The organism is Kitasatospora sp. NPDC091207 (assembly GCF_044768625.1).
Taxonomy (GTDB): domain Bacteria; phylum Actinomycetota; class Actinomycetes; order Streptomycetales; family Streptomycetaceae; genus Kitasatospora.
The window spans coordinates 140,649-166,287 of record NZ_JBIVVS010000018.1 but is presented as its reverse complement, the minus strand read 5'-3'; the positions used below and the strand labels follow the sequence as shown (position 1 = coordinate 166,287).

23 protein-coding genes are annotated in these 25,639 nt (G+C 73.3%); 11 read left to right on the top strand and 12 right to left on the bottom strand.

Features of this window, described 5'->3' with window-relative positions:
- Window positions 1-49 precede the first annotated feature (49 nt).
- From ACIQTO_RS26770 to ACIQTO_RS26745, 6 genes are all read left to right on the top strand, one after another.
- A complete protein-coding gene (locus ACIQTO_RS26770; RefSeq protein ID WP_402392857.1) occupies window positions 50-415 on the top strand; it encodes an iron chaperone in 366 nt (121 codons plus the stop codon).
- Window positions 416-573: 158 nt separating this feature from the next.
- Window positions 574-1,179, top strand: a complete 606-nt coding sequence (locus tag ACIQTO_RS26765; RefSeq protein WP_402392855.1) for a hypothetical protein — start codon at window positions 574-576, stop codon at window positions 1,177-1,179.
- A 400-nt stretch (window positions 1,180-1,579) separates the two neighbouring features.
- Window positions 1,580-2,365, top strand: a complete 786-nt coding sequence (locus ACIQTO_RS26760; protein ID WP_402392852.1) for a hypothetical protein — start codon at window positions 1,580-1,582, stop codon at window positions 2,363-2,365.
- A gap of 52 nt (window positions 2,366-2,417) precedes the next feature.
- Entirely contained in the window at window positions 2,418-3,356 is a 939-nt protein-coding gene (locus ACIQTO_RS26755) for a hypothetical protein (protein ID WP_402392850.1), read from the top strand.
- Window positions 3,353-4,228 (top strand): hypothetical protein, encoded by an 876-nt coding sequence (locus ACIQTO_RS26750; RefSeq protein WP_402392847.1) that lies wholly within the window; start codon window positions 3,353-3,355, stop codon window positions 4,226-4,228. The genes ACIQTO_RS26755 and ACIQTO_RS26750 overlap by 4 nt, the downstream gene beginning before the upstream one ends.
- A complete protein-coding gene (locus tag ACIQTO_RS26745; protein WP_402392844.1) occupies window positions 4,225-5,286 on the top strand; it encodes a hypothetical protein in 1,062 nt (353 codons plus the stop codon). Before ACIQTO_RS26750 ends, ACIQTO_RS26745 begins: the two co-directional genes overlap by 4 nt.
- A gap of 91 nt (window positions 5,287-5,377) precedes the next feature.
- Here the strand turns inward: ACIQTO_RS26745 and ACIQTO_RS26740 are convergent, their stop codons facing one another.
- Both ACIQTO_RS26740 and ACIQTO_RS26735 read right to left on the bottom strand, forming a co-directional pair.
- Window positions 5,378-7,666, bottom strand: a complete 2,289-nt coding sequence (locus ACIQTO_RS26740) for a hypothetical protein (RefSeq protein WP_402392841.1) — start codon at window positions 7,664-7,666, stop codon at window positions 5,378-5,380.
- A 13-nt stretch (window positions 7,667-7,679) separates the two neighbouring features.
- On the bottom strand, window positions 7,680-8,108 hold the full coding sequence (locus ACIQTO_RS26735) for a type VII secretion target (protein WP_402392939.1): 429 nt from the start codon (window positions 8,106-8,108) through the stop codon (window positions 7,680-7,682).
- Window positions 8,109-8,298: 190 nt separating this feature from the next.
- Here ACIQTO_RS26735 and ACIQTO_RS26730 point away from each other — a divergent pair, with 190 nt between their 5' ends.
- Genes ACIQTO_RS26730 through ACIQTO_RS26715 form a run of 4 tightly spaced genes read left to right on the top strand, consistent with a single transcriptional unit; the run spans window position 8,299 to window position 11,900 of the window.
- Complete coding sequence (locus ACIQTO_RS26730) at window positions 8,299-9,270, top strand: ABC transporter ATP-binding protein (protein ID WP_402392839.1); 972 nt, start codon at window positions 8,299-8,301, stop codon at window positions 9,268-9,270.
- On the top strand, window positions 9,254-10,153 hold the full coding sequence (locus ACIQTO_RS26725) for an ABC transporter permease (RefSeq protein ID WP_402392836.1): 900 nt from the start codon (window positions 9,254-9,256) through the stop codon (window positions 10,151-10,153). Before ACIQTO_RS26730 ends, ACIQTO_RS26725 begins: the two co-directional genes overlap by 17 nt.
- Window positions 10,154-10,178: 25 nt before the next feature.
- On the top strand, window positions 10,179-11,126 hold the full coding sequence (locus ACIQTO_RS26720) for an ABC transporter ATP-binding protein (RefSeq protein ID WP_402392833.1): 948 nt from the start codon (window positions 10,179-10,181) through the stop codon (window positions 11,124-11,126).
- Window positions 11,127-11,183: 57 nt separating this feature from the next.
- Window positions 11,184-11,900: an ABC transporter permease gene (locus tag ACIQTO_RS26715; protein WP_402392830.1), complete on the top strand. Its 717-nt coding sequence runs from the start codon at window positions 11,184-11,186 to the stop codon at window positions 11,898-11,900.
- 59 nt (window positions 11,901-11,959) lie between these two features.
- On the opposite strand, the gene ACIQTO_RS26710 is transcribed toward ACIQTO_RS26715, so the two are convergent.
- Both ACIQTO_RS26710 and ACIQTO_RS26705 read right to left on the bottom strand, forming a co-directional pair.
- Window positions 11,960-13,240 (bottom strand): CynX/NimT family MFS transporter, encoded by a 1,281-nt coding sequence (locus tag ACIQTO_RS26710; protein ID WP_402392827.1) that lies wholly within the window; start codon window positions 13,238-13,240, stop codon window positions 11,960-11,962.
- Between the two features lie 57 nt (window positions 13,241-13,297).
- Window positions 13,298-14,038 carry a FadR/GntR family transcriptional regulator gene (locus ACIQTO_RS26705; RefSeq protein WP_402392936.1) on the bottom strand — a complete coding sequence of 247 codons (741 nt, stop codon included), beginning with the start codon at window positions 14,036-14,038 and terminating at the stop codon, window positions 13,298-13,300.
- A gap of 164 nt (window positions 14,039-14,202) precedes the next feature.
- On the opposite strand from ACIQTO_RS26705, the gene ACIQTO_RS26700 reads away from it, so the two are divergent.
- On the top strand, window positions 14,203-14,970 hold the full coding sequence (locus tag ACIQTO_RS26700; RefSeq protein WP_402392825.1) for a sporulation protein: 768 nt from the start codon (window positions 14,203-14,205) through the stop codon (window positions 14,968-14,970).
- Between the two features lie 110 nt (window positions 14,971-15,080).
- On the opposite strand, the gene ACIQTO_RS26695 is transcribed toward ACIQTO_RS26700, so the two are convergent.
- The 8 genes from ACIQTO_RS26695 to ACIQTO_RS26660 all read right to left on the bottom strand — a co-directional run bounded on the left by ACIQTO_RS26695 (window position 15,081) and on the right by ACIQTO_RS26660 (window position 25,552).
- A complete protein-coding gene (locus ACIQTO_RS26695; protein WP_402392822.1) occupies window positions 15,081-16,877 on the bottom strand; it encodes an LCP family protein in 1,797 nt (598 codons plus the stop codon).
- A gap of 179 nt (window positions 16,878-17,056) precedes the next feature.
- Window positions 17,057-17,905: an HAD family hydrolase gene (locus ACIQTO_RS26690; protein ID WP_402392819.1), complete on the bottom strand. Its 849-nt coding sequence runs from the start codon at window positions 17,903-17,905 to the stop codon at window positions 17,057-17,059.
- A gap of 49 nt (window positions 17,906-17,954) precedes the next feature.
- Window positions 17,955-19,229: a serine--tRNA ligase gene (gene serS, locus ACIQTO_RS26685; RefSeq protein ID WP_402392817.1), complete on the bottom strand. Its 1,275-nt coding sequence runs from the start codon at window positions 19,227-19,229 to the stop codon at window positions 17,955-17,957.
- Between the two features lie 638 nt (window positions 19,230-19,867).
- A complete protein-coding gene (pheA, locus tag ACIQTO_RS26680; RefSeq protein WP_402392815.1) occupies window positions 19,868-20,803 on the bottom strand; it encodes a prephenate dehydratase in 936 nt (311 codons plus the stop codon).
- A 160-nt stretch (window positions 20,804-20,963) separates the two neighbouring features.
- Window positions 20,964-22,283 carry an iron uptake transporter deferrochelatase/peroxidase subunit gene (efeB, locus tag ACIQTO_RS26675; RefSeq protein WP_402392812.1) on the bottom strand — a complete coding sequence of 440 codons (1,320 nt, stop codon included), beginning with the start codon at window positions 22,281-22,283 and terminating at the stop codon, window positions 20,964-20,966.
- A 5-nt stretch (window positions 22,284-22,288) separates the two neighbouring features.
- Complete coding sequence (locus tag ACIQTO_RS26670; protein ID WP_402392810.1) at window positions 22,289-24,370, bottom strand: FixH family protein; 2,082 nt, start codon at window positions 24,368-24,370, stop codon at window positions 22,289-22,291.
- Between the two features lie 13 nt (window positions 24,371-24,383).
- Window positions 24,384-24,884 carry a copper chaperone PCu(A)C gene (locus ACIQTO_RS26665; protein WP_402392808.1) on the bottom strand — a complete coding sequence of 167 codons (501 nt, stop codon included), beginning with the start codon at window positions 24,882-24,884 and terminating at the stop codon, window positions 24,384-24,386.
- Entirely contained in the window at window positions 24,881-25,552 is a 672-nt protein-coding gene (locus tag ACIQTO_RS26660) for an SCO family protein (RefSeq protein ID WP_402392806.1), read from the bottom strand. Before ACIQTO_RS26660 ends, ACIQTO_RS26665 begins: the two co-directional genes overlap by 4 nt.
- Window positions 25,553-25,639: the final 87 nt, after the last annotated feature.

The following is a 25,639-nucleotide window of genomic DNA, read 5'->3' as shown; positions in this document are numbered from 1 at the left end:
CGTGGGCGACATGCCGACCGGGGCTTTGAGTCCGGCATACCCTCACGGAATGGTGCAGAGCGAGGCGAGCGACGTCGACGGCTACCTGGCCGAGGTTCCCGAGGAACGCAGGACCGCGCTGACCGAGGTGCGGCGGCTGTGTCGGGAGGAGCTGGTGGGCTTCACCGAGGTCATGGCCTACGGCATGCCCGCGTACGAGCGGGACGGCGCGTGCGAGATCGCGTTCGCCAGTCAGAAGCGGTACATCTCCTTCTACCTCATGCGCGGTGACGTCCGTGAGGCGTTCGAGGAACGGCTGGCCGGGCACGACATGGGCAAGGGCTGCCTGCGGTTCCGCAAGCCGGAGGGCATCGACCTCGGCCTGTTGCGGGATCTGCTCAGGGCCACCGCGGCCCGGCCCGGCACGATCTGCTGACACCGGCAGGCAGCGGAGCCGCCCGCCGGTGTGGATCCGTGGCTCCACCGGGGCCACCGTGGGCCGGGGCTGACGGTGCGGGAGGCTTCGGGGGGAGGCGCTAGTCTTTCCGCCGCACCTAGCAATCTGATCATGCGTTAAACGGGGGTTCATTCGTCATGTCTGTGTTCCGGAGAATGCTCGGCGCCGGCCTGGTCGCCACCGCCGCTTTGGGGCTCACCGCCTGTGGCCCGGACAACGCGTCGGACCAGGCGGGCGGCGGCCCGGCCGCGGGTGCGCCCGCCGCCACGTCCCCCGCCGCGCCGACCGGGGGCGCGCCGTCCGGCGCCGCGCCGACCGGTACCGCGCCGACCGGCGGCAAGACCGCCAAGCCCTCGGCGGGGGCCGGCGACGAGCCGGAGGGGTTCTGCGACGCCGCGCCGCTGCCCGCCGGGCAGAAGTGGGTCTACCCGGGCAAGGGGACCACCGCGACCACGCTGGTCTACAAGGACACCAAGACGGCCTGCGGCGTCAACGACGTGGTCTTCGAGCCGGTCGGTGCCGACAAGACCGCGCCGTTCGCGCCGACCGCCAAGGGGCACCTGAACTCGGTCCTGGCCAAGTCCAAGGACGTCAACGTCGCCGACCTGGTGAAGCACATCAGCGAGTGCCTCGCCGACCCCACCAGCACCAAGGGCTTCTACCCCTGCTCGGCCGGGGACTACAAGGTCGCGATCGACTCCGCCGGCAAGGTCGTCGAGATGACCGAGCGCGCGCACTCGTGAGCGGCACCGGCCGACCGGCAGTGGCCGGTCGGACCGGTTGACCGGGAGGGCCGGCGGTCAGCCGGCAGGGCGGGTCGGCACGGGGTGCCGGCCCGCCCATTGCGGTTCGGTCACGGCATGTCCGATTGATTGATCATTGGGTGGGAGTGCGGTGGTTGATTGTGTTGGCACGGATCTCATACGACTCTCATAATTCCTGGTGAGACGCGTGACGGTCGGCCTGGAGAGCCACGGGGGGTGGCCCGCGAGGGGCCCGTGCGCGATATTCCACAGTCCCCGGGGGAGTTCCTTGTCCGCGCCCGAAACCGTTGCCGCGCCCACGGCCGTCCCTGCCGCTGAGCCCGCTGAGCCCGCTGCCGGTCCTGGTCCTGGTCCCGATGCGCACCTCGTCGGTGGGCCGGTGCCCGCGCCGGTGCCCGCCTCCGGGCGGAAGCTGCCGCGCGCCGTCGGCGTGGCCCTGGCCACCGCCGGTCTGCTCGCCGTGACGGCGACCAGCGCCGCCGTCACCGTGGCCGTCGGCAAGCCGGACCCCCGGCCGGCCGTCGCGGCCGCACCGGCCACGGCCCTGCCGAGCCCGAGCGCGACCGCCACCGCGTCCGCCGTGCCCACGGTGGCGCCGACCACCGCCGCACCGACCACCGCCGCACCCGCGCCCGCGCCCAGGCCGACGAGCACCCTCAAGGGCAGCGTCAGCGGCGGCCGGCACGACGGTGACCTGCGGTACTTCCTGCTTCCCGTCCCCGACGGCGGCGAGCCCTACGGGCCGCCGGACGGGATGAAGATGACCGACGACGAGGTGGCCGGCCTGTTCGACAACCAGGACGGCATCATGCGGATCCTCGGCTCGTACGGGTACAAGGACGCCGCGACCCGGATGTACCGCACGGCCGACGGCAAGGCCGAGGTGACGGTCACTCTGCTGCACTTCGGTTCGACCTCGTCGGCGACCGAGTTCGTCCAGGGCTACACGATGAAGCTGGACCCGATCGAGATCGACGGCGACCCCAACGCCCACGGCTACGTCCGCAAGCCCAAGCAGCAGGCGTACACCGGCTCGATGACCGGTCTGTCCAGCCAGGGCGACGTCCAGTACACGATCGACGTCGACGTGAAGGGGACTCCGGACAAGGCGCTGCTGAACGAGCTGATGAAGCGCCAGCGCGAGCGGCTGTCCTCCGGCGGCTGAACCGCGCCGCCGCCCACCTCCGACGCCACCTCTCCCTTTCTGGAGCCACTCCGTGACCACCCGACCCGTGGAGCCGTCGCCCGCCGACGCGCCCACGCCGGCCGAGGCACCGCCGCTGCCGGCCGCTGCCGCCTCGACCGCCGAAGCCCCCGTCGAAGCCCTCGCCGAGCCGACCCCCGTCGAGCCGGCCGCGGCCGAGGCACCCGCCCAGACACCCGCCGCACCCGCCGCGCCCGTCGTACCGCCCGCGCCCCCGGCTCCCTTCGCCGCCGCCTTCGTGCCCGACGGCCCGGCCGCGCCGTCGCGCCGCCCGGGCCGGCCGAGGCCGGTGCTGCTGCTGGTCTGCGGCCTGGTGCTGGGCACCGTGCTCGGCGGCGCCGTCGGCTACGCGATCCAGGCGAACCGCCCGCCGACCCCGCTGCCGCCGATCCAGGTCGCGCTGCCGTCCTACCCGGCCGAGGTGGTGGACCCGGCGGCCGTCGCTGAGGCGGCGCCCAAGCCGCCCGCCGTCGACGGCGACCTGCGGAAGCTGCTGATCACCGTCCCGGCCGGTGGCACGGCCTGGGCCGACTACCCCGACACGCCCTCCTGGATCACCGTCGGCGAGCTCGCCGAGCGCACCGGCCGGTCGGCGGAGACCTTCAAGAACCTGAACTACCACGACTTCCGGCGCGCCGTCGAGGTCGACTGGAAGAAGGACGACCTGAAGGTCCGGGTCACGCTGATCCAGTACGCCGCCGACCGGGCCGCCGAGGCGAAGTCCCGCGCGGCCGGCTACCGGCTCCAGCCGTTCGCGGAGGAAGCCAACGGTGGCTTCCAGGTCGACAGCGAGCCCTCGTACTGGGCCGAGACCACCGAGCAGTACTACTACGGGACGGCGCTGGCGCAGCGCGGCACCGTGGTGATGGAGGTCAAGGTCTTCGGCACGCGTCCCGTGAACCCCGATGTCGTGAAGGACATCGCCAAGCAGCAGTGGGAGCGGCTGGTATGAGCGACAGCACCGTGACCGGGGCCGCGAACCCCGGGCAGACCCCCGTGCAGCTTCCGGTTCAGGCCTTCGAGCAGGCCCCTGCCGCCGCTGCCTCCCCCGCCCTTCCCTCCCCCGCCGCTGCCTCCCCCGCCGGCCGTCGGCTGCTCCGCGCCACCGGCGCGACCGTGGCGGCCGCGCTGGTCGGTGTGGTCATCGGGATCGGTGTCATCGAGACCCAGTACGACGACCCCGCGCCCGCGCCCGTCACCGCCGCCGCACCGGCGTCAGCGGCGCCCACCCCGACCGCCACGCCGACCCCCTTCGGCGCCAAGTCCAACGGCAACCACTTCGGTTCGCTGCGGGACCTGCTGCTGCCGGTCCCGCTCGGCTACGCGCTCGGCCCGGACGAGGGCGGCTACGGCAACGACGTCGAGCTGTCGGCGGACCAGCTCTCCGCCGAGCTGGACAACGACCTCCAGCAGATCCCCAAGGAGAAGCGGGACAAGCTCCGCCAGTACTGGGAGGGCCTGCACGTCAAGGCCACCGGGGTGCGCACCTACAAGGCCAAGGCGGACGACCTGGTGATCGGTCTGAAGCTGCGCCAGTTCAACCAGCAGGAGGTGCAGAAGCTGAACGAGTACACGGCCGTGTTCACGGGCGACACCGGGCTCTTCCGCACCGGCCCGGGGATCCCCGGCCACCCGGAGGCGCACTGCTACCTGATGCCTGCCCCGCCGTCCGCGCCGATCGACTACCTGGAGTGCTCGGCCGCCGAGGGCGACCTCCTGGTGATCATGAATGCCGAGGGCGTGGCACCGCTGCCCAAGGACCGGATCGTCGCCCTCTTCACCCAGCAGCTCGACCGCCTCGCCAGCCCGGGAGCGTCCGTATGACCGACCACGCCACCCCGCACGACAGCGCGGCCACCCCCGCCGACGTGCCCCCGGCACCGTTCGCGCCGCCGGCCGCGCCCCCGGCCGCCCCGCCCGCCGAGGGAGCCGGGGCCGACCCCTGGGCCGCCCCCGGAGAGGGGTTCGTGCCGTTCCTCGCGCCGCCGAGCCCCGAGGAGCTCGCGGCCCGCCGCACCCGCCGGCGCAAGGCGGCGCTGCGCTGGAGCGCGGCCGCGCTGGTCTGCGTCCTGGCCGGTACGGGCGCCGCGGTGGCCGTCACCACGCCCGAGCGCACCGACATCCCGGGCCTGGCCACCAGGACGGACGGCCGCTACACCTTCCCCGCGCTGGTCCTGCCACCGCTGCCGTCGGGCAAGGCCGCGCCGGTGGAGAACAAGAGCCGCCACGCGGCCGACCTGCGCCACCTGCTCCTGCCCGCGCCCAAGGAGGCCGGCGGCTCGTTGGCCCCGGTGGTCTTCCCGACCCCGACCCCGTCCGCGCTCTCGACCGCGAGCCCGACCGCGAGCCCGACCGCGAGCCCGACCGCCTCCGGCAGCCCCACCGCGAGCCCCACCGCGAGCCCGTCCGTGTCCGCCCCGGCCACCGGCGCGCCTGCGGCCGACTGGGTCCCCTGCGACGCGATGGCGGCCGAGCAGAAGGAACCGGTGCTCCTGCGCTCCCTGCTGCTGCGCAACGTCTGCCGCGCCGCCACCGTCCGGGAGTGGACCGCCTCCGACGGCACCCGCACCCAGATCCGGCTGCTCCGCTTCGGCTCCTCCGTCGAGGCCTGGGACGTCTTCGCCGAGCTGCGCGCCGACGGCGCCCCGAAGGACCTGCCCGGGCTCAGGCCCGCCTCCGTCCAGGGCTGGGACTCGGTCCGCGGCGTCGACATCGCCACCCGCGAGAGCCCGGTGCTCACCGGCCGGGGCCGGACCACCGGCTACCTGGCCTACCTGAGCGCCGGCGACATCATCGGCGTGGTCACGATGACCAACGCCCAGGGCGTCGAGGGCCCCGCCTTCCGTCAGGTCGTCACGCTCCAGTCCGACCTGCTGGCCTGACCGGCCCGCCCGGTGGGCGGCACGCCCCGCGGCGCGCCGCCCACCGTGACCCGTCAGGCCGTCAGCCGGGCCGTCCGGCGCCGCGCCGCCGTCACCCGGACACCTTCCCGTTCGAGCTCTGGCTGCCGGAGGAGCCGTCGGTGTAGCCGTCCAGGGCCCGGTCCCCGGCACTGTCGGCCAGCCGCCGGATGTCGTCCGGGCTGAGCTTGGTGCCGTTGGCGGCGTCGATGACGGCCTGCTTGGCACCGACCGCCGCGCCCTCGCGGCCCTCGGCGACGAAGTCGCGCCCCTCCTGCCGGCCGTCCTCACTGGTGTCGCGCTCGTTGGCCTTGACCACGCTGTCGGTGATCTGCTCGACGATGAAGTCGGCCGCCTCGCCCGCGAGCGGGACCCGCTCGGTGGCCAGGCCGATCGTGGTGCTGAACGCCGTCTGCGCGTAGCCGGCGTTCTTCTCCAGGGCCTCGTTGTACTCCTTGTCGGAGGAGGCGTGCTCCTGGTGCACCTCGTTGACCCGGGCCTCGTTGAGGATGCCGCTGATCACGCCGCCGGCCCGGGAGGTGGAGTCGATCTCCGACTCCAGCCGGGCGAAGTCGGTCTGCCCGCTGTCGATGTGGCTGCGCACCACCGCGGTCGAGTACGCCTGGTTGGCGTTGACCACGGCGCCGTAGGCGTCCGGGTCGCGGCCGAGCGCGTCGAGCAGCCCGCGGACCGGGGCCTCCTTCAGGCCGGCCGGGGCGCCGTTGACCGGCAGGTCGTCCTTGTGCGGGGAGAGCGCGCGCTGGGTGTCGCCCATGTAGTCGGCGGTCATGTGTCCGAGGCTGTCCCGCAGCGGCGCGAACTTGGCGTCCTCGCCCTTGAGGTCGTCGAGCACGCCGCCGTTGCCGTGGGTGCCGAAGGTCTGCACGACCCGGTTCATGACCTCGGCCTGGTCGGCGGTGTGCTTGGGCGCCACGCCGGAGTGGTCGTCGTACGGCCGGCCGGTGGTGGCCGCCTCCAGGGCGTGGCCGAGCGCGTCCGGACCGCTGCGCATGCCCTGCTGACGCAGCTCGTTCTTCTGCGAGACGGTGTCCGGCGTGTACTCCTTGTCGTGCGTGAAGTAGGCGAGGTAGTCCGACGGCTTGGCCTTGCCGTTGGGGTTGACGGTGCCGTCCGTGTTGTACGCGGTCGGCTGGTCGTGGAAGAACTTGGTGGCCGCCTCCGGGCTGTGGCCCATCGCCTCCAGGATGGCGGTGGTCGGCTCCCAGCCCGAACCGCCCTCCTGCCCGAGGAGGTTGTAGCCGCGCCGGTCGCTGCGCGGGCCCATCACCGGGGCCGGCCAGTACTTGTCGTCGGTGTCCAGCTGGGTGATGTGCTCGGCGATCGGGTTGAGGAAGTGCGGGTCGTAGTCGCCGGTCCGCAGGATCCCGGAGAGCACCTGGTACCCGTAGGGCGAGTAGTCCAGGCCGCTCTGGCGGTACGGCTTGTCCCACATCGTCTCGGAGCCGGCCTTGCGCAGGTCGGCGGCCCACTGGTCGGACAGGTGGGGCTCGTTGGTGGTGCGGGTGGCGGTGGCCAGGTTGAGGCCGAGGTTCTTCTGCAGCTCCTGGTACTGCTTCCACCGGGCGTCGCTGGCGCCGTTGAACTGCTGCTCGTCGCCGACCATGCTGTTCCAGGCCTGCAGCGTCCCCTTGGGGCCGAGGTCCTGGTAGAAGCGGGTGGAGAACTTCGGGTCGTTCGCGTTGGCGGCCAACAGCGAGTTGAGCTCGGTGAGTTCGGCGTCCGAGATCTTCCCGCCCTTGCCGGCGAGCTGGGCGGCCCGGATGCCGTCCGCCTCCGGGCCGCCGCCGACGGCCTTGGCGTTGAAGGACTTCACGTTGTCGGTGGCGGTGTCGGAGCGCAGCGCGTAGGCCGCGCGCTCGTCGGCGGCGGTGGCCTCCTGGACGGCCGCGTCGATGGCCTTGCGGGCGCCCTCCGCCTTGGTGCGGTACTCGTCGTTGTAGGCGCGGCTGGCGTCCGGGTCGTGCCTGGTCGCGGAGTCGGCCGGCGGCCAGCTCACGGTGCCGTCGTCGGTGACGGTCAGCCCGGCGCCCCGGGCGTCCGCGACCGCCTTGTCCAGCTTGCCCTTGGCGGCCTGGAAGTCGTTCCCGGCGTCCTTGAGGATCGAGGCGATGGCGGTCGCCTCGGTGACGGCGGCGGTCAACTGCTCGTTGGCCCGCTGGAGCTTGGGCCGCGCCTGGTCGGCCGTGGGGCCGCTCCAGTTGGCCGAGTTGACCTTGGCGATGACGGCGCTGTCCCAGTCCTCGTCCATGGACTTCAGCTTCTTGACGACGTCTTCCCAGGCGGTGGCGGCAGTGCCGAGGACGTCCAGCTTGGCGGTGCTCAGCTCGTGGAAGTCGACCATGTCGTCCGCCCCCTCAGCCCTTCATGTCGTGCTTGACGGCGGTTTCGTTGTTCCGGTAGTTGGTGGCGCTCTGCCGCAGCGCCTGGGTGAGTTCGCCGATGGTGCTGTTCAGCGCGGCGATCTGCTGGTCCCAGGTGGCGGCGGTCTGCGCGGCCGCCTTGCCGGTGCTCCAGTTGGCCAGCGAGGTGGACACCTGGGTGGTCTCGTCGTCGGCGGCCCGGCCGTCCCCGTTGAGCCGGCCGTGGATCTGGTCCGACGAGTTGGCGGCGGCGTCCAGCGCGGCGGGGTCGACTCCGACGGTGCCGCCGTCGCCGGGGGCGTTCGCCGAGTTGAGCCGGGTGCGGGCCCCTTCCTGCTGCCTGGCCGCGGTGGTCAGATTCCCGTCGGCGTCGTACGCCCAGGGGTTCATCATCCGGTCAAATGCGGTCGCGCGATCCGACATGGTGCTCACGTCCCTCCCTGCCGGGCACTCTCCCCGGCGGCCCCCGTGTTAGGAATTCGCAAAGGATACAGAGGAGGTGGCGTGCCGAAACCCCTAGGGGATCACTGGGGCGATGTCATACCGCAGCAGCACGGGGCGTCGTCATTCGAGCTCATGACCCGGCCGCCCCGGCCGCACTACGGTGGAGAACGTGTCCACTGTCATCAAGACGGACGGCCTCACCAAGAGGTTCCCCCGGGTCACTGCCCTCGATCAGCTCACCGTTGAGGTGGAGCCCGGGGTGGTCGGCCTGGTGGGAGCGAACGGGGCGGGCAAGTCCACACTCATCAAGATCCTGCTCGGGCTGGCCCCGGCGACCTCCGGCACGGGGCAGGTCCTCGGCCTCGACATCGCCACCCAGGGCTCGCTGATCCGGGAGCAGGTCGGCTACATGCCGGAGCACGACTGCCTGCCGCCGGACGTCTCGGCGACGGAGTTCGTGGTGCACATGGCGCGGATGGCCGGGCTGCCGGCCGCCGCGGCCCGTGAGCGGACGGCCGACACGCTGCGCCACGTCGGGCTGTACGAGGAGCGCTACCGGCCGATGGGCGGGTACTCGACGGGCATGAAGCAGCGGGTCAAGCTGGCCCAGGCGCTGGTGCACGACCCGAAGCTGGTGCTGCTGGACGAGCCCACCAACGGGCTGGACCCGGTCGGCCGGGACGACATGCTGGCGCTGATCCGCCGGGTGCACACCGACTTCGGCATCTCGGTCCTGGTCACCACCCACCTGCTCGGCGAGCTGGAGCGGACCTGCGACCACCTGGTGATCATCGACGGGGGCAAGCTGCTCCGCTCCTCGTCCACCGCCTCGTTCACCGGGGTGACGGCCGTGCTCGCGGTCGAGGTGACGGACTTCCCGGGCGACCACACCCGCGACGCGAGCGCCGCCGTGCGCGAGCGGCTGGCCGCCGCCGGGCTCTCGGTGGAGTCCGAGGGCGCGCGGATCCTGCTGGTGCGGCTCGCCGGCGACGACACCTACGACACCATCCGCGACGCGGTCGCGGACCTCGGCCTCGGGCTGGTCCGGCTGGAGCAGCGCCGCCACCGGGTCGCCGAGCTGTTCACGGACACCAGCGGTACGCAGAGCAAGGGAGGTACCGCAGATGGCGCTGCCCTCTGAGGCCAGGCCGCTCGACACCGGCGTCATCCACGACATCGGCTACCGCGGCTACACCGGCCCCCGGCTCGGCCGGGCCTACGCCACCCGTTCCCTCTTCACCCAGAGCCTGCGCGCCGCGTACGGCCTCGGGCGCTCCGGCCGGTCCAAGGTGCTGCCGATGCTGCTGCTCGGTGTGGTCACCGCGCCGGCCGCGATCATGGTGGCGCTCACCCTCGCCCAGCACCAGGACGAACTGCCGGTCGACTACCCCGAGTACCTGGGGATGCTGGGCCTGCTGGTCTCGATCTTCCTGGCGTCGCAGGCGCCCGTCCTGCTCTCCCGGGACCTCCGGCACCACACCGTCCCGCTGTACTTCTCCCGCCCGATCACCCGGGGCGACTACGTACGGGCCAAGTTCGCCGCGATGGCCTGCGCGCAGCTGCTGCTGATGCTCGCCCCGCTGCTGGTCCTCTACGTCGGCGCGCTGCTCGGCGGGCTGGACTTCGCGCACAACACCGCGCACTTCCTCTACGGCGTGGTCACGGCCGTGCTGTACGCCCTGGTGCCGACCTCGGTCGCGCTGGTGATCGCCGCCACCACGCCGCGCCGCGGCTTCGGGGTGGCCGCGATCATGGGCTACCTGGCGATCAGCACCGCCGTGGTCGGTGTCGTCGTCGGCATCAGCGGCGGCCCCAGCAGGGTGCCGGAATCCGCGCAGTGGGTGGCCCTGCTCTCGCCCGGCCGGCTGGTGGAGAGCCTGGTGAACCAGCTCTTCGACCTCGGCGCCGGGCCGGAACGGATGCACGCGCCCGGCGTCCTCGGCGTGCTGGCCTTCACCGCCACCGCGGTCGCGATGGTGGCCGGCTCCTACGCGCTGCTGCTGCGCCGCTACCGCAACATCTGACAATCGCAGGATCTGAGAGGGCGTCATGGCCACCATCACCATCGACAAGGTCTCCCGCTGGTTCGGCAACGTGGTCGCCGTCAACGACGTCAGCATGGCGATCGGTCCCGGCGTCACCGGCCTGCTGGGGCCCAACGGCGCGGGCAAGTCCACCCTCATCCACATGATGAGCGGCTTCCTCGCCCCCTCCACCGGGGCGGTCACCCTGGACGGCGCGCCGATCTGGCGCAACCAGGAGGTGTACCGGCAGATCGGGCTCGTCCCCGAGCGGGAGTCGATGTACGACTACCTGACCGGCTGGGAGTTCGTGCTCGCCAACGCCGAACTCCACGGCCTCACCGACCCGGCCGCCGCCGCCCGGCGGGCGCTGTCCCTGGTGGAGATGGAGTACGCCCAGGACCGGAAGACCGGGACGTACTCCAAGGGCATGAAGCAGCGCGTCAAGATGGCCTCGGCGCTGGTCCACGACCCGGCCGTGCTGCTGCTCGACGAGCCCTTCAACGGCATGGACCCGCGCCAGCGGCTGCAGCTGATGGAACTGCTGCGCCGCTTCGGCGCCGACGGACGCACCGTGCTGTTCTCCTCGCACATCCTGGAGGAGGTCGAGCAGCTGGCCCGGCACATCGAGGTCGTGGTGGCCGGCCGGCACGCCGCCTCCGGGGACTTCCGCAAGATCCGCCGGCTGATGACCGACCGGCCGCACCGCTACCTGGTCCGCTCCAGCGACGACCGCCGGCTGGCGGCCGCGCTGATCGCGGACCCGTCGACGGCCGGCATCGAGCTGGACCAGCAGGGCGCCGACGGCCGGGCGGTGCCCGGCGAGGCGGGCGGGCTGCGGATCCAGGCGGTCAACTTCCAGGGCTTCACCACCCTGCTGCCGAAGGTCGCCCAGCAGGCCGGCGTCCGGCTGTACACCGTCGCTCCGGCCGACGAGTCGCTGGAGAGCGTGTTCTCCTACCTCGTCTCCGCCTAGGCCCCGGACAGGACCCGCACCACCCCCGGAACCGGACCCCAGGAAGGCCGACCAACCATGAACCCGACCGTCGCCAGGCTGACGCTGCGCGGCCTGCTGGGCCGCCGCCGCGGCATCCTGCTGCTGGTGGTCCCCGCCCTGCTGCTGCTCGTCTCGGCGATCGCCAGCGGCTCCAGCGGGGACAAGCACGACCTGACCGTCACGATCCTCGGCCAGCTGGGCCTCGGCACGCTGCTGCCGATCCTCGGCCTGGTCGTCGGCACCGGCGCCATCGCCACCGAGATCGACGACGGCTCGATCGTCTACCTGCTGGCCAAGCCGCTGCCCCGTTGGAAGATCATCACCACCAAGCTGGTGGTGGCGGTCGGCACCACCTGGGTGTTCTCGGCGATCCCGATCCTGCTGGCCGGCCTGCTGCTCTACGGCACCCGGGACGGCCTGGCGCTCGGCTACACCGTCGCCGCGCTGGTGTCCGGCGCCGCGTACAGCGCGCTGTTCCTGCTGCTCGGCGTGATCACCCGGCACGCGGTGGTGGCCGGTCTGGTCTACGCGCTGATCTGGGAGTCGCTGATCGGCAACTTCGTGAAGGGCGCCAAGACGCTCAGCGTCCAGCAGTGGGGCCTGTCGGTGGCCGAGGCGGTGGCCGGGAAGGGCGCGATCACCGCGGACGTCGCGCTCGGGGTGGCCGTGCCGCTGCTGCTGGTCCTCACGGCGGCGGCGACGGTGCTCGCCTCGGTGCGGCTGGCCGGGCTGACCCTGGCCGCCGAGGAGTAGCCCGCTGCCGGGCGGGCCCGGCCCGCCCGGCAGACCGGGTGCCGCGGGACGCCGGTGCCTCAGAGCGTCCGGTCGCGGCCCGCGCCCCAGCCGGCCACCGCGGCGACGGCCGCCAGCACCAGCATCAGCAGCAGCGGGGTGTTCCAGTCACCGGTCAGCTGGTGCAGCGCCCCGGCGCCGACCGGCCCGGCGGCGGCCACCAGATAGCCGACCGCCTGCGACATGCCGCCCAGCCGCGCGGCGCCGGCCACGCTGTCGGTGCGCAGCACGATGAAGGCGAGGGCGAGGCCCAGCGAGCCGCCCTGGGCGATGCCCAGGATGGTGGCCGAGACCCAGGCCCCGGGCACCGGCGAGACCAGCAGGATGGTGATGCCGACCGCGTTCAGCGCGGCCATCACCACGGCCAGCGTCCGCTGCCGGGTCATCCGGCCGGCCAGCAGCGGCACCAGGAAGGCACCGGCCACCTGGACCAGGTTGGAGAAGGCGAAGACCAGACCGGCCTCGCCGCGGTCCATCCCGTGGTCGGCCAGGATGGTCGGCATCCACGCGACCAGGGTGTAGACCAGCAGCGACGAGATGCCCATGAAGAGGCTGATCTGCCAGGCCAGCGGCGAACGCCAGAGGCTGCTCTCCGCCGCTCGGCCCGCGGCCGGCACCCCCGCCGCCGGCACCCGCCGCGGCTGCTCGCCGCTCGTCGCCCGCGGCGCGCCCCCGCGCCCGTTCGCGGTGCGCAGCACCTGCGGCAGCCAGGCGACGGCCGCGATCAGGGCCAGCAGCGACCAGGCGCCGAGCGAGGCCTGCCAGCCGCCGCCGAGGGCGTGCTCCAGCGGCACCGAGGTGCCCGCCGCGAGCGTCGCACCGACCAGCATGGTGGTCGAGTAGACGCCGGTCATGGCGGCGGCCCGGCCCGGGAACTCGCGCTTCACCAGGCCCGGCATCGAGACGTTCAGCACCGCGATCGCGACACCGATCACCACGCAGCCGGCGTACAGCGCGGCCACCGAGGGCAGGACCCGCAGCAGCACGCCCGCGCCCAGCACCAGGACCGCGCCCAGCACCACCCGCTCGGTGCCGAACCGCCTGGTCAGCCGGGGGGTGAGCGGGGCACCGGCGCCCTGGAAGAGCACCGGCACGGTGGTGATCAGGCCGCTCGCGGTCGCGGAGAGGCCGAAGGTGTGCTGGATCTCGCCGACCATCGGCGAGATCGCCGCCAGACAGGCCCGCATGTTGAGGGCGACCAGCAGGATGCCGGTCAGCAGCAGGGCCGGGTGGGCCAGCCGGGTGCGGACGGGGACCGGGGGGAGAGTGACAACCGGCTGCTGGGCACGGGTGACGGCCATGGGGCGTGCTGCTCTTTCGTGAACGGGGGGTACGGGCGCGGAAGGGGCGTGCGCCGCTTACTTCCGGGCCGCGATGGCCGCGAGGAGCTGCTCGACGGCCGCGGTCGGCTCGGCGAGCAGCGCCCGACAGGCGGCCTCGGCGCGGTCCGGGTCACCACTCTCGATCGCGTCCACCAGCGCCGCGTGGGTGGCCACGACCACCTCGGGCATCTCGTGGTCGCCGAAGGCCGTCCGCATCGACTCCCGCACCGAGGCGCCGAAGTAGCGGTAGACCTCGGTCAGCGCGGGATTGTGCGCGGCCTCGACCACGGCGGTGTGGAACTCCAGGTCGTGCTCGACGGTCGCCTCGCGGCCGGCCCGCTCCGGGTGCGCCGCGATCACCTCGGCCTCGCGGGCCAGCGCGGCCCGCATCCGGACGATGTCCTCGGGCGTGTGCCGCAGGGCCGCCAGCCGGGCGCCCTCGGCCTCCAGGGCCGCCCGGACCTCCAGGACGTCCCGGATGCCGGAGCGCTGGACGCCCCGCAGCACGGAGGCCGGGTCGCTGGTGCTGCGGACGAAGGTGCCCTCGCCCTGCCGGGAGACCAGCATCCCGGCGTGCACCAGGACGCGGATCGCCTCCCGTACGGTGTTCCGCCCGACCCGCAGCCGCTCGGCCAGCTCGTGCTCGGTGGGGATCCGTGAGCCGACCGGCCAGGCGCCGGCGGCGAGCTGCTCGCGCAGCTGGTCGATGGCGGTGTCCACCAGGGAGCGCCGGCCGGCGGCCTGCAAGGTGTCCTGGCCGGGCCCGGGCGCGGTCATGGCGGAGTTCCCCTCGGTTTCGCGGTCGTGGTCGTCGGTCATCCTACAACTGCTTGCCCGGTCATCCTACAACTGGCCCGCGGCCGTCCGGGGGAACCGTCCGGGCCGCCCTGGCGTTCCTCCCGACGACTTCGGTCCACCCCTATTTCGAGGAGAGCGCCCCCATGGTGTTCAAGAAGCTGCTCGGTGCCCTGGGCGTCGGCGGTCCCGGCGTCGACACCGTCCTGACCACGCCGGTCGTGCAGCCCGGCGGCACCCTGCACGGGACGGTCGAACTGACCGGCGGCACGGTCGAGGCGGACATCCGGGGGATCACGCTGACCCTGGTCGCCCGGGTGGAGATCGAGCACGAGGAGGGCGAGAGCACCGGCCTCTACCCGTTCGCGCGGTTCTCCGTCACCGCGCCGCTGGTGCTGGCGCCCGGCGAGAACCGGTCGATCCCGTTCGCCGTCCAGGTGCCGTGGGAGGCGCCGGTCACCGTCGTCGCCGGGCAGCACCTGCACGGCATGCAGCTCGGGGTGCGGACGGAGGTCGACATCGCGGGCGCCCTCGACAAGGGTGACTCCGACCCGCTGGAGATCGAGCCGCTGCCGGTGCAGCACCGGATCCTGGACACCCTGCTGCGGCTCGGCTTCCGGTTCCGCTCGGCCGACCTGGAGGCCGGCCACATCCGGGGCACCGGCCAGACGCTGCCGTTCTACCAGGAGATCGAGTTCTCCGCCGCGCCGCAGTACGCGCACGCCTGCAACTCGCTGGAGGTCAGCTTCGTCACCACCGGCCACCGGGTCGAGGTGGTGCTGGAGGCGGACAAGCGCGGCGGTCTCTTCGGCCACGGCGGCGGCGACGTCATCCGCACCCACGTGGTCGAGCACGGCCAGGCCGACCAGGACCTCACCGGTCTGGTCGACGGCTGGATCCGCTCCGCGCTCTGACACCCGCGCTCTGACACCCGCGCTCTGAAGCCCGGGCTGACGCCCGCGCTCTGACACCCGTACCGCCGCCGGCCCCGGACGTCCGGGGCCGGCGGCGGTACGGCCGGCGGCTAGCCGTACGAGACGTTGTCGCAGATGTCGTCGTCGGCCGAGCGGGCCTCCTTGACCACCTCGCTGGGCAGCGGGGCCGGCACGTTGGGGGCGGTGGTGGTCGCGGTGGCGTTGGCCGCGGCGTAGTCCTTGCCGAGGACGAGGCTGATGCCGGCGGCCGAGGTGGGCGTCAGGACGGCGCCCGGGAACAGCGCCGCGACCTTCTCCGCGTTGGCCTTCTGGCCGGCGCCGTACTCCACCGTGGTGGTCGCCTTGGCGGTGTTCTTGGCGGTGCTGACGCCGGTGACGGTGACCTTGGCGGTCTTGAGCGTCTCGGCCGCCTTGGCGGCCAGCCCGGCGGCGGTGGTGCCGTTGTAGACCGCGACCTTCACCGGCCCGTCCACGGCGGCCGGCGAGGGCGCGGCCGGGGTGGTGGTCTCGGGTGCTGCGGCCGGCGTCTGCGGCGCGTCCTCCTGCTTGCCCGTGGCGTCCTCGCCGTCGATGGTGCGGTCGGCCAGCAGGGTCTTCCAGAGGTTGTCGACGGCCGGGTGGACCAGGTCGATCCGGGGGCCGTTGTAGCGCCACGGCGTGGTCAGGAACTTGACGTCGTGCAGGTCGATGTTCTTCATCGACAGCGCGAAGTCCATCAGCTTCTTGGCCGAGTCCAGCCCGGGGTCGACCGTCATCGACTTGGTGGCGGCGTCGGCCAGTGGCAGCAGCGTGGTCGGGCTCAGGCCCTCGCCCTTCACCTTGGCCATCAGCGAGGCCAGGAAGGCCTGTTGGCGCTTCATCCGGCCGACGTCGGACTCGTCGCCGATGCCGTGCCGCAGCCGGACGTAGTCCAGCGCCTTCTGGCCGGCGAGCTTCTGCTTCCCCTTGGGCAGGACGACCTTGCCCTTCTTGCCCAGGTTGGGGTTGAGGTGTCCCTCGTAGATGTCGTTCGGCAGGCAGACGTCGACGCCGCCGACCGCCTCGGTCATCGCCGCGAAGCCCTCGAAGTTCACTTCTATGGTGTGGTCCACCCGGATGCCGGTGAGCTTCTCCACCGTGTTCTGGGTGCAGGCCGGGTTGCCGCTCTCGCTGTTGCCCACCGCAAACGCCGAGTTGAACATCTGCCCGGGCGCCTCCTTGGTCCACTTCCCGTTCGGCAGCTTGCACGCCGGGATGGTCACCAGGGCGTCGCGCGGGATCGAGATGCCCACCGCGTGCTTGTGGTCCGCGTAGACGTGCAACAGGATCGTGGTGTCCGAGCGGGCACCGCCCTCGTTGCCGCCGCCGAGGTCGCTGTTGTTGCCGGCCCGCGAGTCCGAGCCGATCAGCAGGATGTTGACCGGCTTGTTGCCGTTGGCGTCGGCGACCGCCTCCGGGGGGCGGTCGGTGGAGATCGCGTCCGGGTCGAAGGACTTGATGTTGCCGTTCAGCTTGTAGTAGATCGCGCCGCCGGTGCCCGCCAGCACCACCAGGACGCCGGCCACCGACCAGGCCACGATCTTCTTCACGTTCCGCTTGGGCTTGCGGCTGTTGCGGGCGGCCGCCCGGCCGCCGGTCGCGGTGCCGTCGGGCTTCCCGTCGTCGGAGCCCTTGCCGCGGCCGCCCTTGCCCTGCGCGGCCCGCCGGGCCTCCGCCCGGCCGCCCGGCCGGGGCGCGGGGACGCGCCCGGAGGCGTCGGCCGGCCGTTCGGTGCCGACCCCGCCGCGTGAGCCGCTGCCGGCCCGAGGGGCCCCGCCGGAGCGTGCGGTGCCGGTGCTGCGAGGGGCGTTCGCGGCGCGCCGCCGCCCTTCCGCCCCCGACGTGCTCTCGTCCCTCTGGCCTGACATGCGCGTACCTCTCAGCGGCGTAAGCAGCAATCCTGTACGTGTCCGGCGGGTACGGCCCGGGTCGGCCGGGACAACCGCACAGGAGCACCGCACCGGGAGACGCGGAGCTTCAGCGGAGCATACAAACTCTTCCTGTGGCGGTCAGCATCCGGGTGCCGTCGGACGGTCCGCCGCGGTTCTCACCGCTGTGGGTAGAGCCGCTCCAACACGACGGCGACACCGTCCTCGTCGTTGCCCACGGTGATCTCGTCGGCCACCGCGAGCAGTTCCGCGTGCGCGTTGGCCATCGCGACGCCGTGCGCGGCCCAGCCGAACATCGGCACGTCGTTGGGCATGTCACCGAAGGCGACGGTGTCGGCGGCGCGCAGGCCCAGGCGGCGGGCGGCGACGGCCAGGCCGGTGGCCTTGGAGAGGCCCAGCGGCAGCAGCTCGACGATGCCGGCGCCCGCCATGACGACGCCGACCAGGTCGCCGGCGACCCGGCGGGCGGTCTCGGCGAGGGCGTCGTCGGTCAGGCCGCGGTGCTGGATGTAGAGCTTGCTGAGCGGGGAGGCGAGCAGCTCGCCCTTGTCGACCCGGACCACCGGCAGGTCGGAGCCGATCAGCAGTTCGTAGCCGGGGCCGGCCAGGACGTCGCCGTCCAGGCCGTCCTGGTTGGCGGCGACGGCCAGCGGGCCGGTCTCCGCCTCGATCTTGGCGATGGCCAGCGCGGCCAGCCGGCGGTCCAGGGTGAGCGAGGTGAGCAGCTTGTGCGCGCCCGCGTCGTAGACCTGTGCTCCCTGGCCGCAGACCGCTATGCCCCGGTAGCCGATCTCGTCGAAGACCGGCCGGGCCCAGGCGGCCGAGCGGCCGGTGACGATGATGTGCACCGCTCCGGCGTCGGTGGCCGCGGCCAGCGCGGCACGGGTGCGCGTGGAGACGGTCTCCTCGCTGGTCAGCAGAGTGCCGTCGAGGTCGGTGGCGACCAGCCGGAAGGGCAGGTCGCCACCGGCGCCGGGGGAGACGGGGCTGGGGCTGGTGGTGCTCATGGGCCGTGCGTCTCCCGGGAGTTGCTTTCGGGCGGTGGTGCGGTGGGCGTTACTTGACCGGGGGCAGGACGGAACGCCCACCGAGGAACGGCCGCAGCGCCTCCGGGACCACCACCGAGCCGTCGGCCTGCTGGTGGTTCTCCAGGATCGCCACGATGGTGCGCGGGACGGCGACCAGGGTGCCGTTCAGCGTGGCCAGCGGGCGGACCTTGCCCTCCTCGCGCATCCGGATGGAGAGCCGGCGGGACTGGTACTCGGTGGTGTTGGAGGTCGAGGTGACCTCGCGGTACTTGCCCTGGGTCGGGATCCACGCCTCGATGTCGAACTTGCGCGCGGCCGAGGAGCCGAGGTCGCCCGAGGCGACGTCGATCACCCGGTACGGCAGCTCCAGGGCGTTGAGGAAGTCCTTCTCCCACTGGAGCAGGCGGCGGTGCTCGTGCTCGGCGTCCTCGGGAGTGGTGAAGACGAACATCTCCACCTTCTCGAACTGGTGGACGCGGATGATGCCGCGGGTGTCCTTGCCGTAGGTGCCGGCCTCGCGGCGGAAGCAGGACGAGTAGCCGGCGTAGCGCAGCGGCAGCTTGTCCGCGTCGATGATCTCGTCCATGTGGTACGCCGCGAGCGGGACCTCGCTGGTGCCGACGAGGTAGCGCTCCTCCTCTTCGAGGAAGTAGACGTTCTCGGCGGCCTGGCCGAGGAAGCCGGTGCCGTCCATGGCGGCCGGGCGGACCAGGGCCGGGGTGATCATCGGGGTGAAGCCGGCCGCGGTGGCCTGGGTGATCGCCATGTTGACCAGGGCGAGCTCCAGCAGCGCGCCGACACCGGTCAGGTAGTAGGACCGCGCACCGGCGACCTTGGCGCCGCGCTCGGTGTCGATCGCGCCGAGGATCTGCCCCAGCTCGACGTGGTCACGGGGCTCGAAGCCCTCGGCGGCGAAGTCGCGCGGAGTGCCGATCTCCTCCAGCGTGACGAAGTCCTCCTCGCCGCCGACCGGGGCGGCCGGGTCGATGAGGTTCGCCAGCGAGCGGAGCAGGCGCTCGGCCTCCTCCTTGGCCACGCCCTGTTCGGCGTCGGCGGCCTTGACCTCCTCGGCGAGCGCCTTGGTGCGCTGCAGCAGGGCGGTCTTCTCCTCGCCCTGGGCCTTGGCGACCAGCTTGCCGAGCGTCTTCTGCTCGTTGCGGAGCTCGTCGAAGCGACTGCCCGAGGACCGCCGCCGTTCGTCGGCGGAGAGGAGGGCGTCGACCAGGTCGACGTCCTCGCCACGGACGCGCTGCGAGGCGCGCACTCGGTCAGGGTCCTCACGGAGCAGGCGAAGGTCAATCACGGGGCCAAGCCTACCGGGCGGGCGCCCGTCCACCGGTAGGGGTTTTCCCCTGGGGATAACTCGCCGGATCCTGTGGATAACTCTTGTGGGCAATCGCCCGGGGGCGAGTTATCCACAGGAGGATCCGGTGGGCTGTGGATGGCCGGGACCCGGGCGAGGAGGGCGCACGCGACCAAGGAATTGAGGTTTCAAACCTCATTCGACCTTCCCGGGTGAGGGAATTGATGCACTCAGACGGGTGATTTGCTGGCACACGGGTGACTCTGGTCCGATTAGTCATCTCTACGCCGCTAACCGATGTTCCGACCGAAACGGGCAGTGGCTATACCGGTTTGTCGACTCGTCCCCAGGTCTGTGGATAACTTTCGGCTGTGGACAGCCGCCGGGCCTGTGGACAGCCGGTTCCGCCGGCCGGGTGCCTGTGGACGACGGGTGCGGTCACCCGCCCCGCGCTCGGGCGCTATCGAAAACAGTCAAGAAAGAACAGGAAAACGAAAGCCGGCGATCAAATGTCCCGGACCCCCGGGTCACCCGGATGCCGCAACCACCCGCTCGCCCGGAAGCCCCGGGCCCGGAAGCCCCGGCGCCCGGACGCCCTGGCCGGCCGCGCCGCCCCCGCCGGTCCCGACCGCCCGGTCTCAGATGTCGCCGCGTCCGTCGAGGCAGCGGGAGAGCCAGTCGGCCGCCTCGGTGAAGTCGGTGTCCGAGGTGCCCGGCCGCTGGTGCTTGGAGCCCTGCCGGTCGGCGCGCGGATAGGAGCCGAGGAAGCGCACCTGCGGGCAGATCCGCTTGAGGCCCATCAGCGCCTCGCTCACCCGGCGGTCGGCGAGGTGGCCCTCGCAGTCGATCAGGAAGCAGTAGCTGCCGAGCCCCTCGCCGGTCGGCCGGGACTCGATCCGCATCAGGTTGACCCCGCGCACCGCGAACTCCTGGAGCAGCTCCAGCAGCGCGCCCGGGTGGTCGTCCGGCAGCCAGACCACCATCGAGGTCTTGTCCGCGCCGGTCGGCGAGGAGACCCGCCCGGGCCGGCCCACCAGGATGAAGCGGGTGGTCGCGTTCTGCGCGTCGGCGATGTCCTTGACCAGCGGGTCCAGCCCGTAGATCGGCGCCGCGAACTCGCCCGCGAACGCGCCGTCGAACCGCTCCTCGGCGACCAGCCGGGCGCCGTCGGCGTTGGAGGCCGAGGACTCCCAGCGGGCGTCCGGCAGGTTGGCGGCCAGCCAGCGGCGGACCTGCGGCTGGGCCACCGGGTGGCTGGTGACGGTCTTGATGTCGGCCAGCTCGGTACCGGGCCGCACCAGCAGCGCGAAGGAGATCGGCAGCAGCACCTCGCGGTAGATCATCAGCGGGGTGCCGGCGGCCAGTTCGTCATTGGTCGCGGTGACGGCGCCCTCGACGGAGTTCTCGATCGGCACGAACGCGCCCGAGGCCTCGCCGCCGCGCACCGCGTCCAGCACCAGCGGCACCGAGGCGAGCGGCACCAGTTCCCGGGTCGCCGCCTCCGGCAGGGTGCGCAGGGCCGCCTCGGTGAAGGTGCCCGCCGGGCCGAGGAAGGTGTAGCGGGTGGCCGACATGCCGCCTCCATACGAAAGGGTTACGGAGCAGATCACCTTAGCCACTTCACCGGCTTCCCACGGCGGCGTTCCGGTCCGTGGGAAGCCGGGGCGGGGCCGGTGGGACGCCGATGGGAGTCCCGGCCGCCGGGTCCGGGGGGGCGGGCGGCCCCGGCCGGGGTCACTCCAGCAGCGTCTGCCCCACGTAACCGCCCTCCGGCGCGCCGGGCGGCACCGCGTACAGGCCGCCGGCCTCGTGCCGCAGGAAGCGGGAGAGGCCGTCGCCCCGGGCGAGCTTGCGCTGCACCGGGGTGAAGCCCCGGCCCGGGTCGGCCTGGAACGCGAGGAAGAGCAGCCCGGCGTCCGGCGAGCCGTCGGCCAGCAGGCCGTCGTAGTACGAGAAGCCCCGCCGCAGCATCGCGGCCCCGCCGTTGGCGGCCGGCGCGGCGACCCGGATGTGCGCGTCGGCGGGGACGGCGAGCGTGCCGTCCGGCCCCACCGCGGTGAGGTCGACCGGGGTGGTCTCGCCGCCGGAGGCGGGCGCGGAGAGCGGCGCGCCGTCCGCCTTGCGGCGCCCGATCACCCGCTCCTGACGGTCCGCCGGAAGCGCCTCCCAGTGGTCCAGCAGCATCCGGATCCGCCGGAACACCAGGTACGAGCCGCCGGCCAGCCAGGCGCTCCGGTCGTCGCCGGCGGCGCAGAACACCTTGGCGGCGAAGCCGTCCTCGCCGGGCTTCGGGTTGTTGGTGCCGTCGATCTGGCCCATCAGATTGCGCCCGGTCATCGGGTGCGCGGTGGCGCCGGGCGTCCGGGCGAAGCCCGCCGCCTGCCAGCGCAGCGCCGCCGTGCCGGCCGCCCGGCGCTGGAGCACCCGCAGGGCGTGGACGGCGACCAGCGCGTCGTCGGCGCCGATCTGGACGAAGAGGTCGCCGTCGCCGCGGGCCGGGTCCAGCGCGTCCGCCGGGAAGGCGGGCAGCGGTTCCAGCGCCGCCGGGCGGCGGTCGGCCAGCCCGGCCCTGTCGAACAGGGTGGCACCGAAGCCGAAGGTGACGGTGAGCGAACAGGGGCCGGCGTCCAGCGCCACCTGGTTCTCGAACGCGTCGGCCGGTTCGCCGGCGGTCAGCAGCGCGGCCGTCCGGGACCAGCTCCGCAGCAGTGTCCGCAGCCCGTCCCGGCCGACGCCGTCGGCCAGGTCGAAGGCGGCCAGTTGGACCCGGGCCTGCTGCGGTTCGAGGATGCCGGCCTGGTGCTCGCCGTGGAAGGCCACCCGCCCGGCGCCGAGGGTGCCGTTCGGGCCGGTGGCGGGCCCGGCGGCGGGTGCCCGGTCCAGGGCGGCGGCCCCGGCCGCGCCGGCGCTCGCGCCGATCACCAGGCCGGCCCCGGCGGTGCCCAGCAGGGCCCGCCGGGTGACGCCGGCGCGCGGCGCCGGCTCCGTGCCGCTCCCGGCGGTCGCGGTGGCCGCCGGGTTCGCGGCCTCGCCCGGGCCGGTGGTGTCGCCCATCGCACTCACCCGATCTTCAGGGGCTTGATCTCGGTGGTCTGGTCGATCTCCGAGGAGCGGATCTGCACCGACACCACCCAGTTCCCGGCCAGCGGGAGCTGCGCGGTGCCGCTCCAGCGCCCCGGGCCCTCGGCGGTCAGCGGCACCGGCAGCGGGCCGAGGTCGCGGTCCGGCAGGGTGAAGGCGAGCTCCAGCTCGGGGACGTCGACCGGCCGGCCGTCCACCCCGTCCAGGCTCAGCCGGACCTCGTTGGGGCCGGTTCGGGCCGGGTTGAGGGTGACGGTCGCGGTGCCCCTGGCGTTCGGGGTGCGGCCCTTGGTGTCGTACGGGAGCTTGAGCTCCAGCGTCTGGCCGGGCACCGTCTGCGGGGCCGGCACGCCCGGGGCGGGCACGGTGGCGCCGTTCGCCGTCCCGGAGGCCGCGATCTCGCTCGCCACCCGGCCGGGCGGCGCGTTGGTGAGCATCGTGGTGACCACCAGCACGGCCACCGCCACCACCGCCTCGACCAGCACCGAGCGGCGCAGTCCGGCCCGGGTGGGGGTGAGTCCGCGGTCGCGGCCGGCACTCGCCCGGGCCGCCTGCTGGCGGGCCAGCTGGGCCTGCCGGACCGGGTCGTCGGTGTGGGCCGCGACGGCGACCGGCTCCGGCGCCTCGACCGGCGCGACCGCCCCGGCCTCCGCCGGGGCGGCCCGCAGCCGGGCCAGCCAGGCGCGGGAGATCCAGGCGACGCCGAGCATCGCGACCACGCAGCCGGTCTTCACCAGCAGCAGCCGCCCGTACTCGGTGCCGGTCAGCGCGCCCCAGCTGCCGAGGCCGCGCCAGGACTGGTAGATCCCGGTGACGGTGAGCACCGCCACCGAGCCGAAGGCGATCCGGGAGAACCGGTCGGCGACGTCCGCGCCGATCCCGTGCCGCAGGCCGACCAGCATCGCGGCCAGGCCGCCGAGCCAGAGCGCCATCGCGATCAGGTGCAGCATGCCGAGCGGCAGCGCCAGCCAGACCTGGATGCCGACCGAGGCGTGGTCGGCGCCGACCCAGGTCGCCGAGAGGGCGACGGCCAGCACCAGGCCGGCCACGCCCAGGCCCAGCCGGGCCTCGTGCTGCGGGCGTTCGGCGGCGCGCCGCTCCAGCTGCCGCAGCTCGGCCTCCTCCGCGTCCTCCGCGTCCTCGGCCGTCCGCGCACCGTCCGTCCGCGCACCGTCCGTCGTCGTGCCGCCGGCGGCCCCCGCGTCGCCGGTGGCCCGCGCGTCCTCGGCCTCCGCCGGGCGCGGCGCCGGCTGTCCCAGCTGTCCGACCAGCAACGACAGGAACACGCCGCTCGCCGCGAGCAGCAGCAGCCGGGCGGCCAGCGCGGTGCCGATCCGCTCGTCCAGGGTGGCACGCACCAGCGACAGGTCGAAGGCCTGCCCGAGGCCCGAGCCCCGCTCGTACGGGCCGCGCAGCATCAGCACCGCGACGGTGGAGACCAGCAGGGCCACCCACCCGGTCATCAGCAGCCGCTGCACCGCGCGCTGCGCCGCCCCGGCCGGCCAGCAGGCCAGCACGAACGCGGCCGCGCCGATGAGCAGCGCGAACGCGCCGTAGGCGACGGTCCGGCCGGTGCCGTACAGCGCGGCGACCACGCCGTCCGCCTTGGCGCCGCTCAGCGCGGTGGTCGAGACGGAGGTGTCCGAGGGCGCGCCGATGGAGAAGGTGAACGCCCCGCCGATCGGGTGCGAGTCCTCGGAGACCGCGCGCCAGGCCACCGTGTAGGTGCCGTTGGCCAGACCGCTGTTCAGTCCGACCCGGGCGGTGTTGTCCTTGCCGTCCGCGTGCGCGGGTCCGCCGGTGTCGACCGCCTTGCCGGCCGGGTCGAGGACCCGCACCGAGTCCCCGGAGAGCGACACCGCCTCGCTGAAGGTCAGCGTGACGGTCTGCGGCGCGGTCGCGACGACCGAGTTCTGCGCGGGGTCGGTGGACTGCAGGGTGGCGTGCGCGGCGGCGGGTCCGGCGCCGGCGAGCATCAGCGCGAGGACCGCGCCGAGCAGGCCCAGCAGCCCGACGAGCCGGCGGCGGGTGGTGGGGTTCGGCAACGCGGCCGTCAGCATCTCCTGGATCCCTTTACTGCTGGCCGGGGCGGTAGGTGAGTTCCTTGACCGGCACCTTGACCGAGACGGTGCCGGTCCTGGCGAAGGTCAGGTCGAGTTCGAGTTCGTCACCGAGGGCGGGGGCCCTCTGCCATCCCATGATCATGAGGTGGTTGCCGCCGCGCGCGAGCTGCAACGCGCCGTGCGCGGGGACGTCCAGTCGCTCGACCTGCTCCATGGTCGACGCGGTGGAGCGGTGCATGGTGACCGACCGGGCGGCCGGGCTGGAGACCTTGACCAGCTGGTCCTCACCGCCGTCGTTGCGCACGGTCAGGTAGCCGGCCGCCATCCCGCCCGCCGGGGGCAGCGGGATGTACGAGTCGGCGACGCTCAGCACGGCCGGCCGGTCGGCGGCCTCGTCCCCGCCGCCCGCGCCGCAGGCGACGAGGATGGCGCCGGAGCCCAGTGCCGTCGCCAGCACCGTCCCCGCCAGCGCGGTCCGCCGGAAGCCGCGGGCACCGCCGATGCCCTTCATGCCGCTACTCCCCGGGCGAGCAGCGGGAGGTCGTGCTCGTACGTCTTCTCCTCCGTGCCGCTGAGGTAGAGGACGTGCGCCTTGTCGTCCGAGGGCAGGAACGCCAGCACCTGCGCGCCGTGGGTGGAGGTGACCGTCCCGTCCGCGTTGACCACCGGGTCCTCGATCAGGATGCCGAGCGACTTCGCGGCGGCCTTCACCTTGGCCAGGTCCCCGGTGAGGCCTATGAAGTCCTTGCCCATCGAGTCCAGCCAGGTGCGCAGCACCTGCGGGGTGTCGCGCTGCGGGTCGGTGGAGACGAACACGACGTCGACCTTCTGCCGCTCCTCGGGGGAGAGCTTGGTCATCGCCACGCCGATGTCGCCCATCGTGGTGGGGCAGACGTCCGGGCAGCTGGTGTAGCCGAAGAACAGCAGGGTGCTCCGGCCGGTGGTCTTCTGCCGCAGGTCGTACGGCTGGCCGGCGGTGTCGGTCAGCTGGAGGTCGGGCTTGTCGAAGTTCTTGCCGAGCACGGTGCCCTGGTAGGGCGAGTCGGCCTTCTGCCGGGTGACCTTGGCGGGGGAGGTGCCGCCCCCGCCGTCGGAGCCGCAGGCGGTGAGGGTGAGGGCCGCGGCGAGCGCGACGGCGGCGGCGCCGGCCAGGCGGGCGGTGCGGGGGGTGCGGGGCATGGGGGATCCGATCGTGCGCGGTGGATCACCGGCGGGGCCGCACCCGGACCCGGGTCCGGGTGCGGCCCCGCCGGTGCGGGGTCAGGA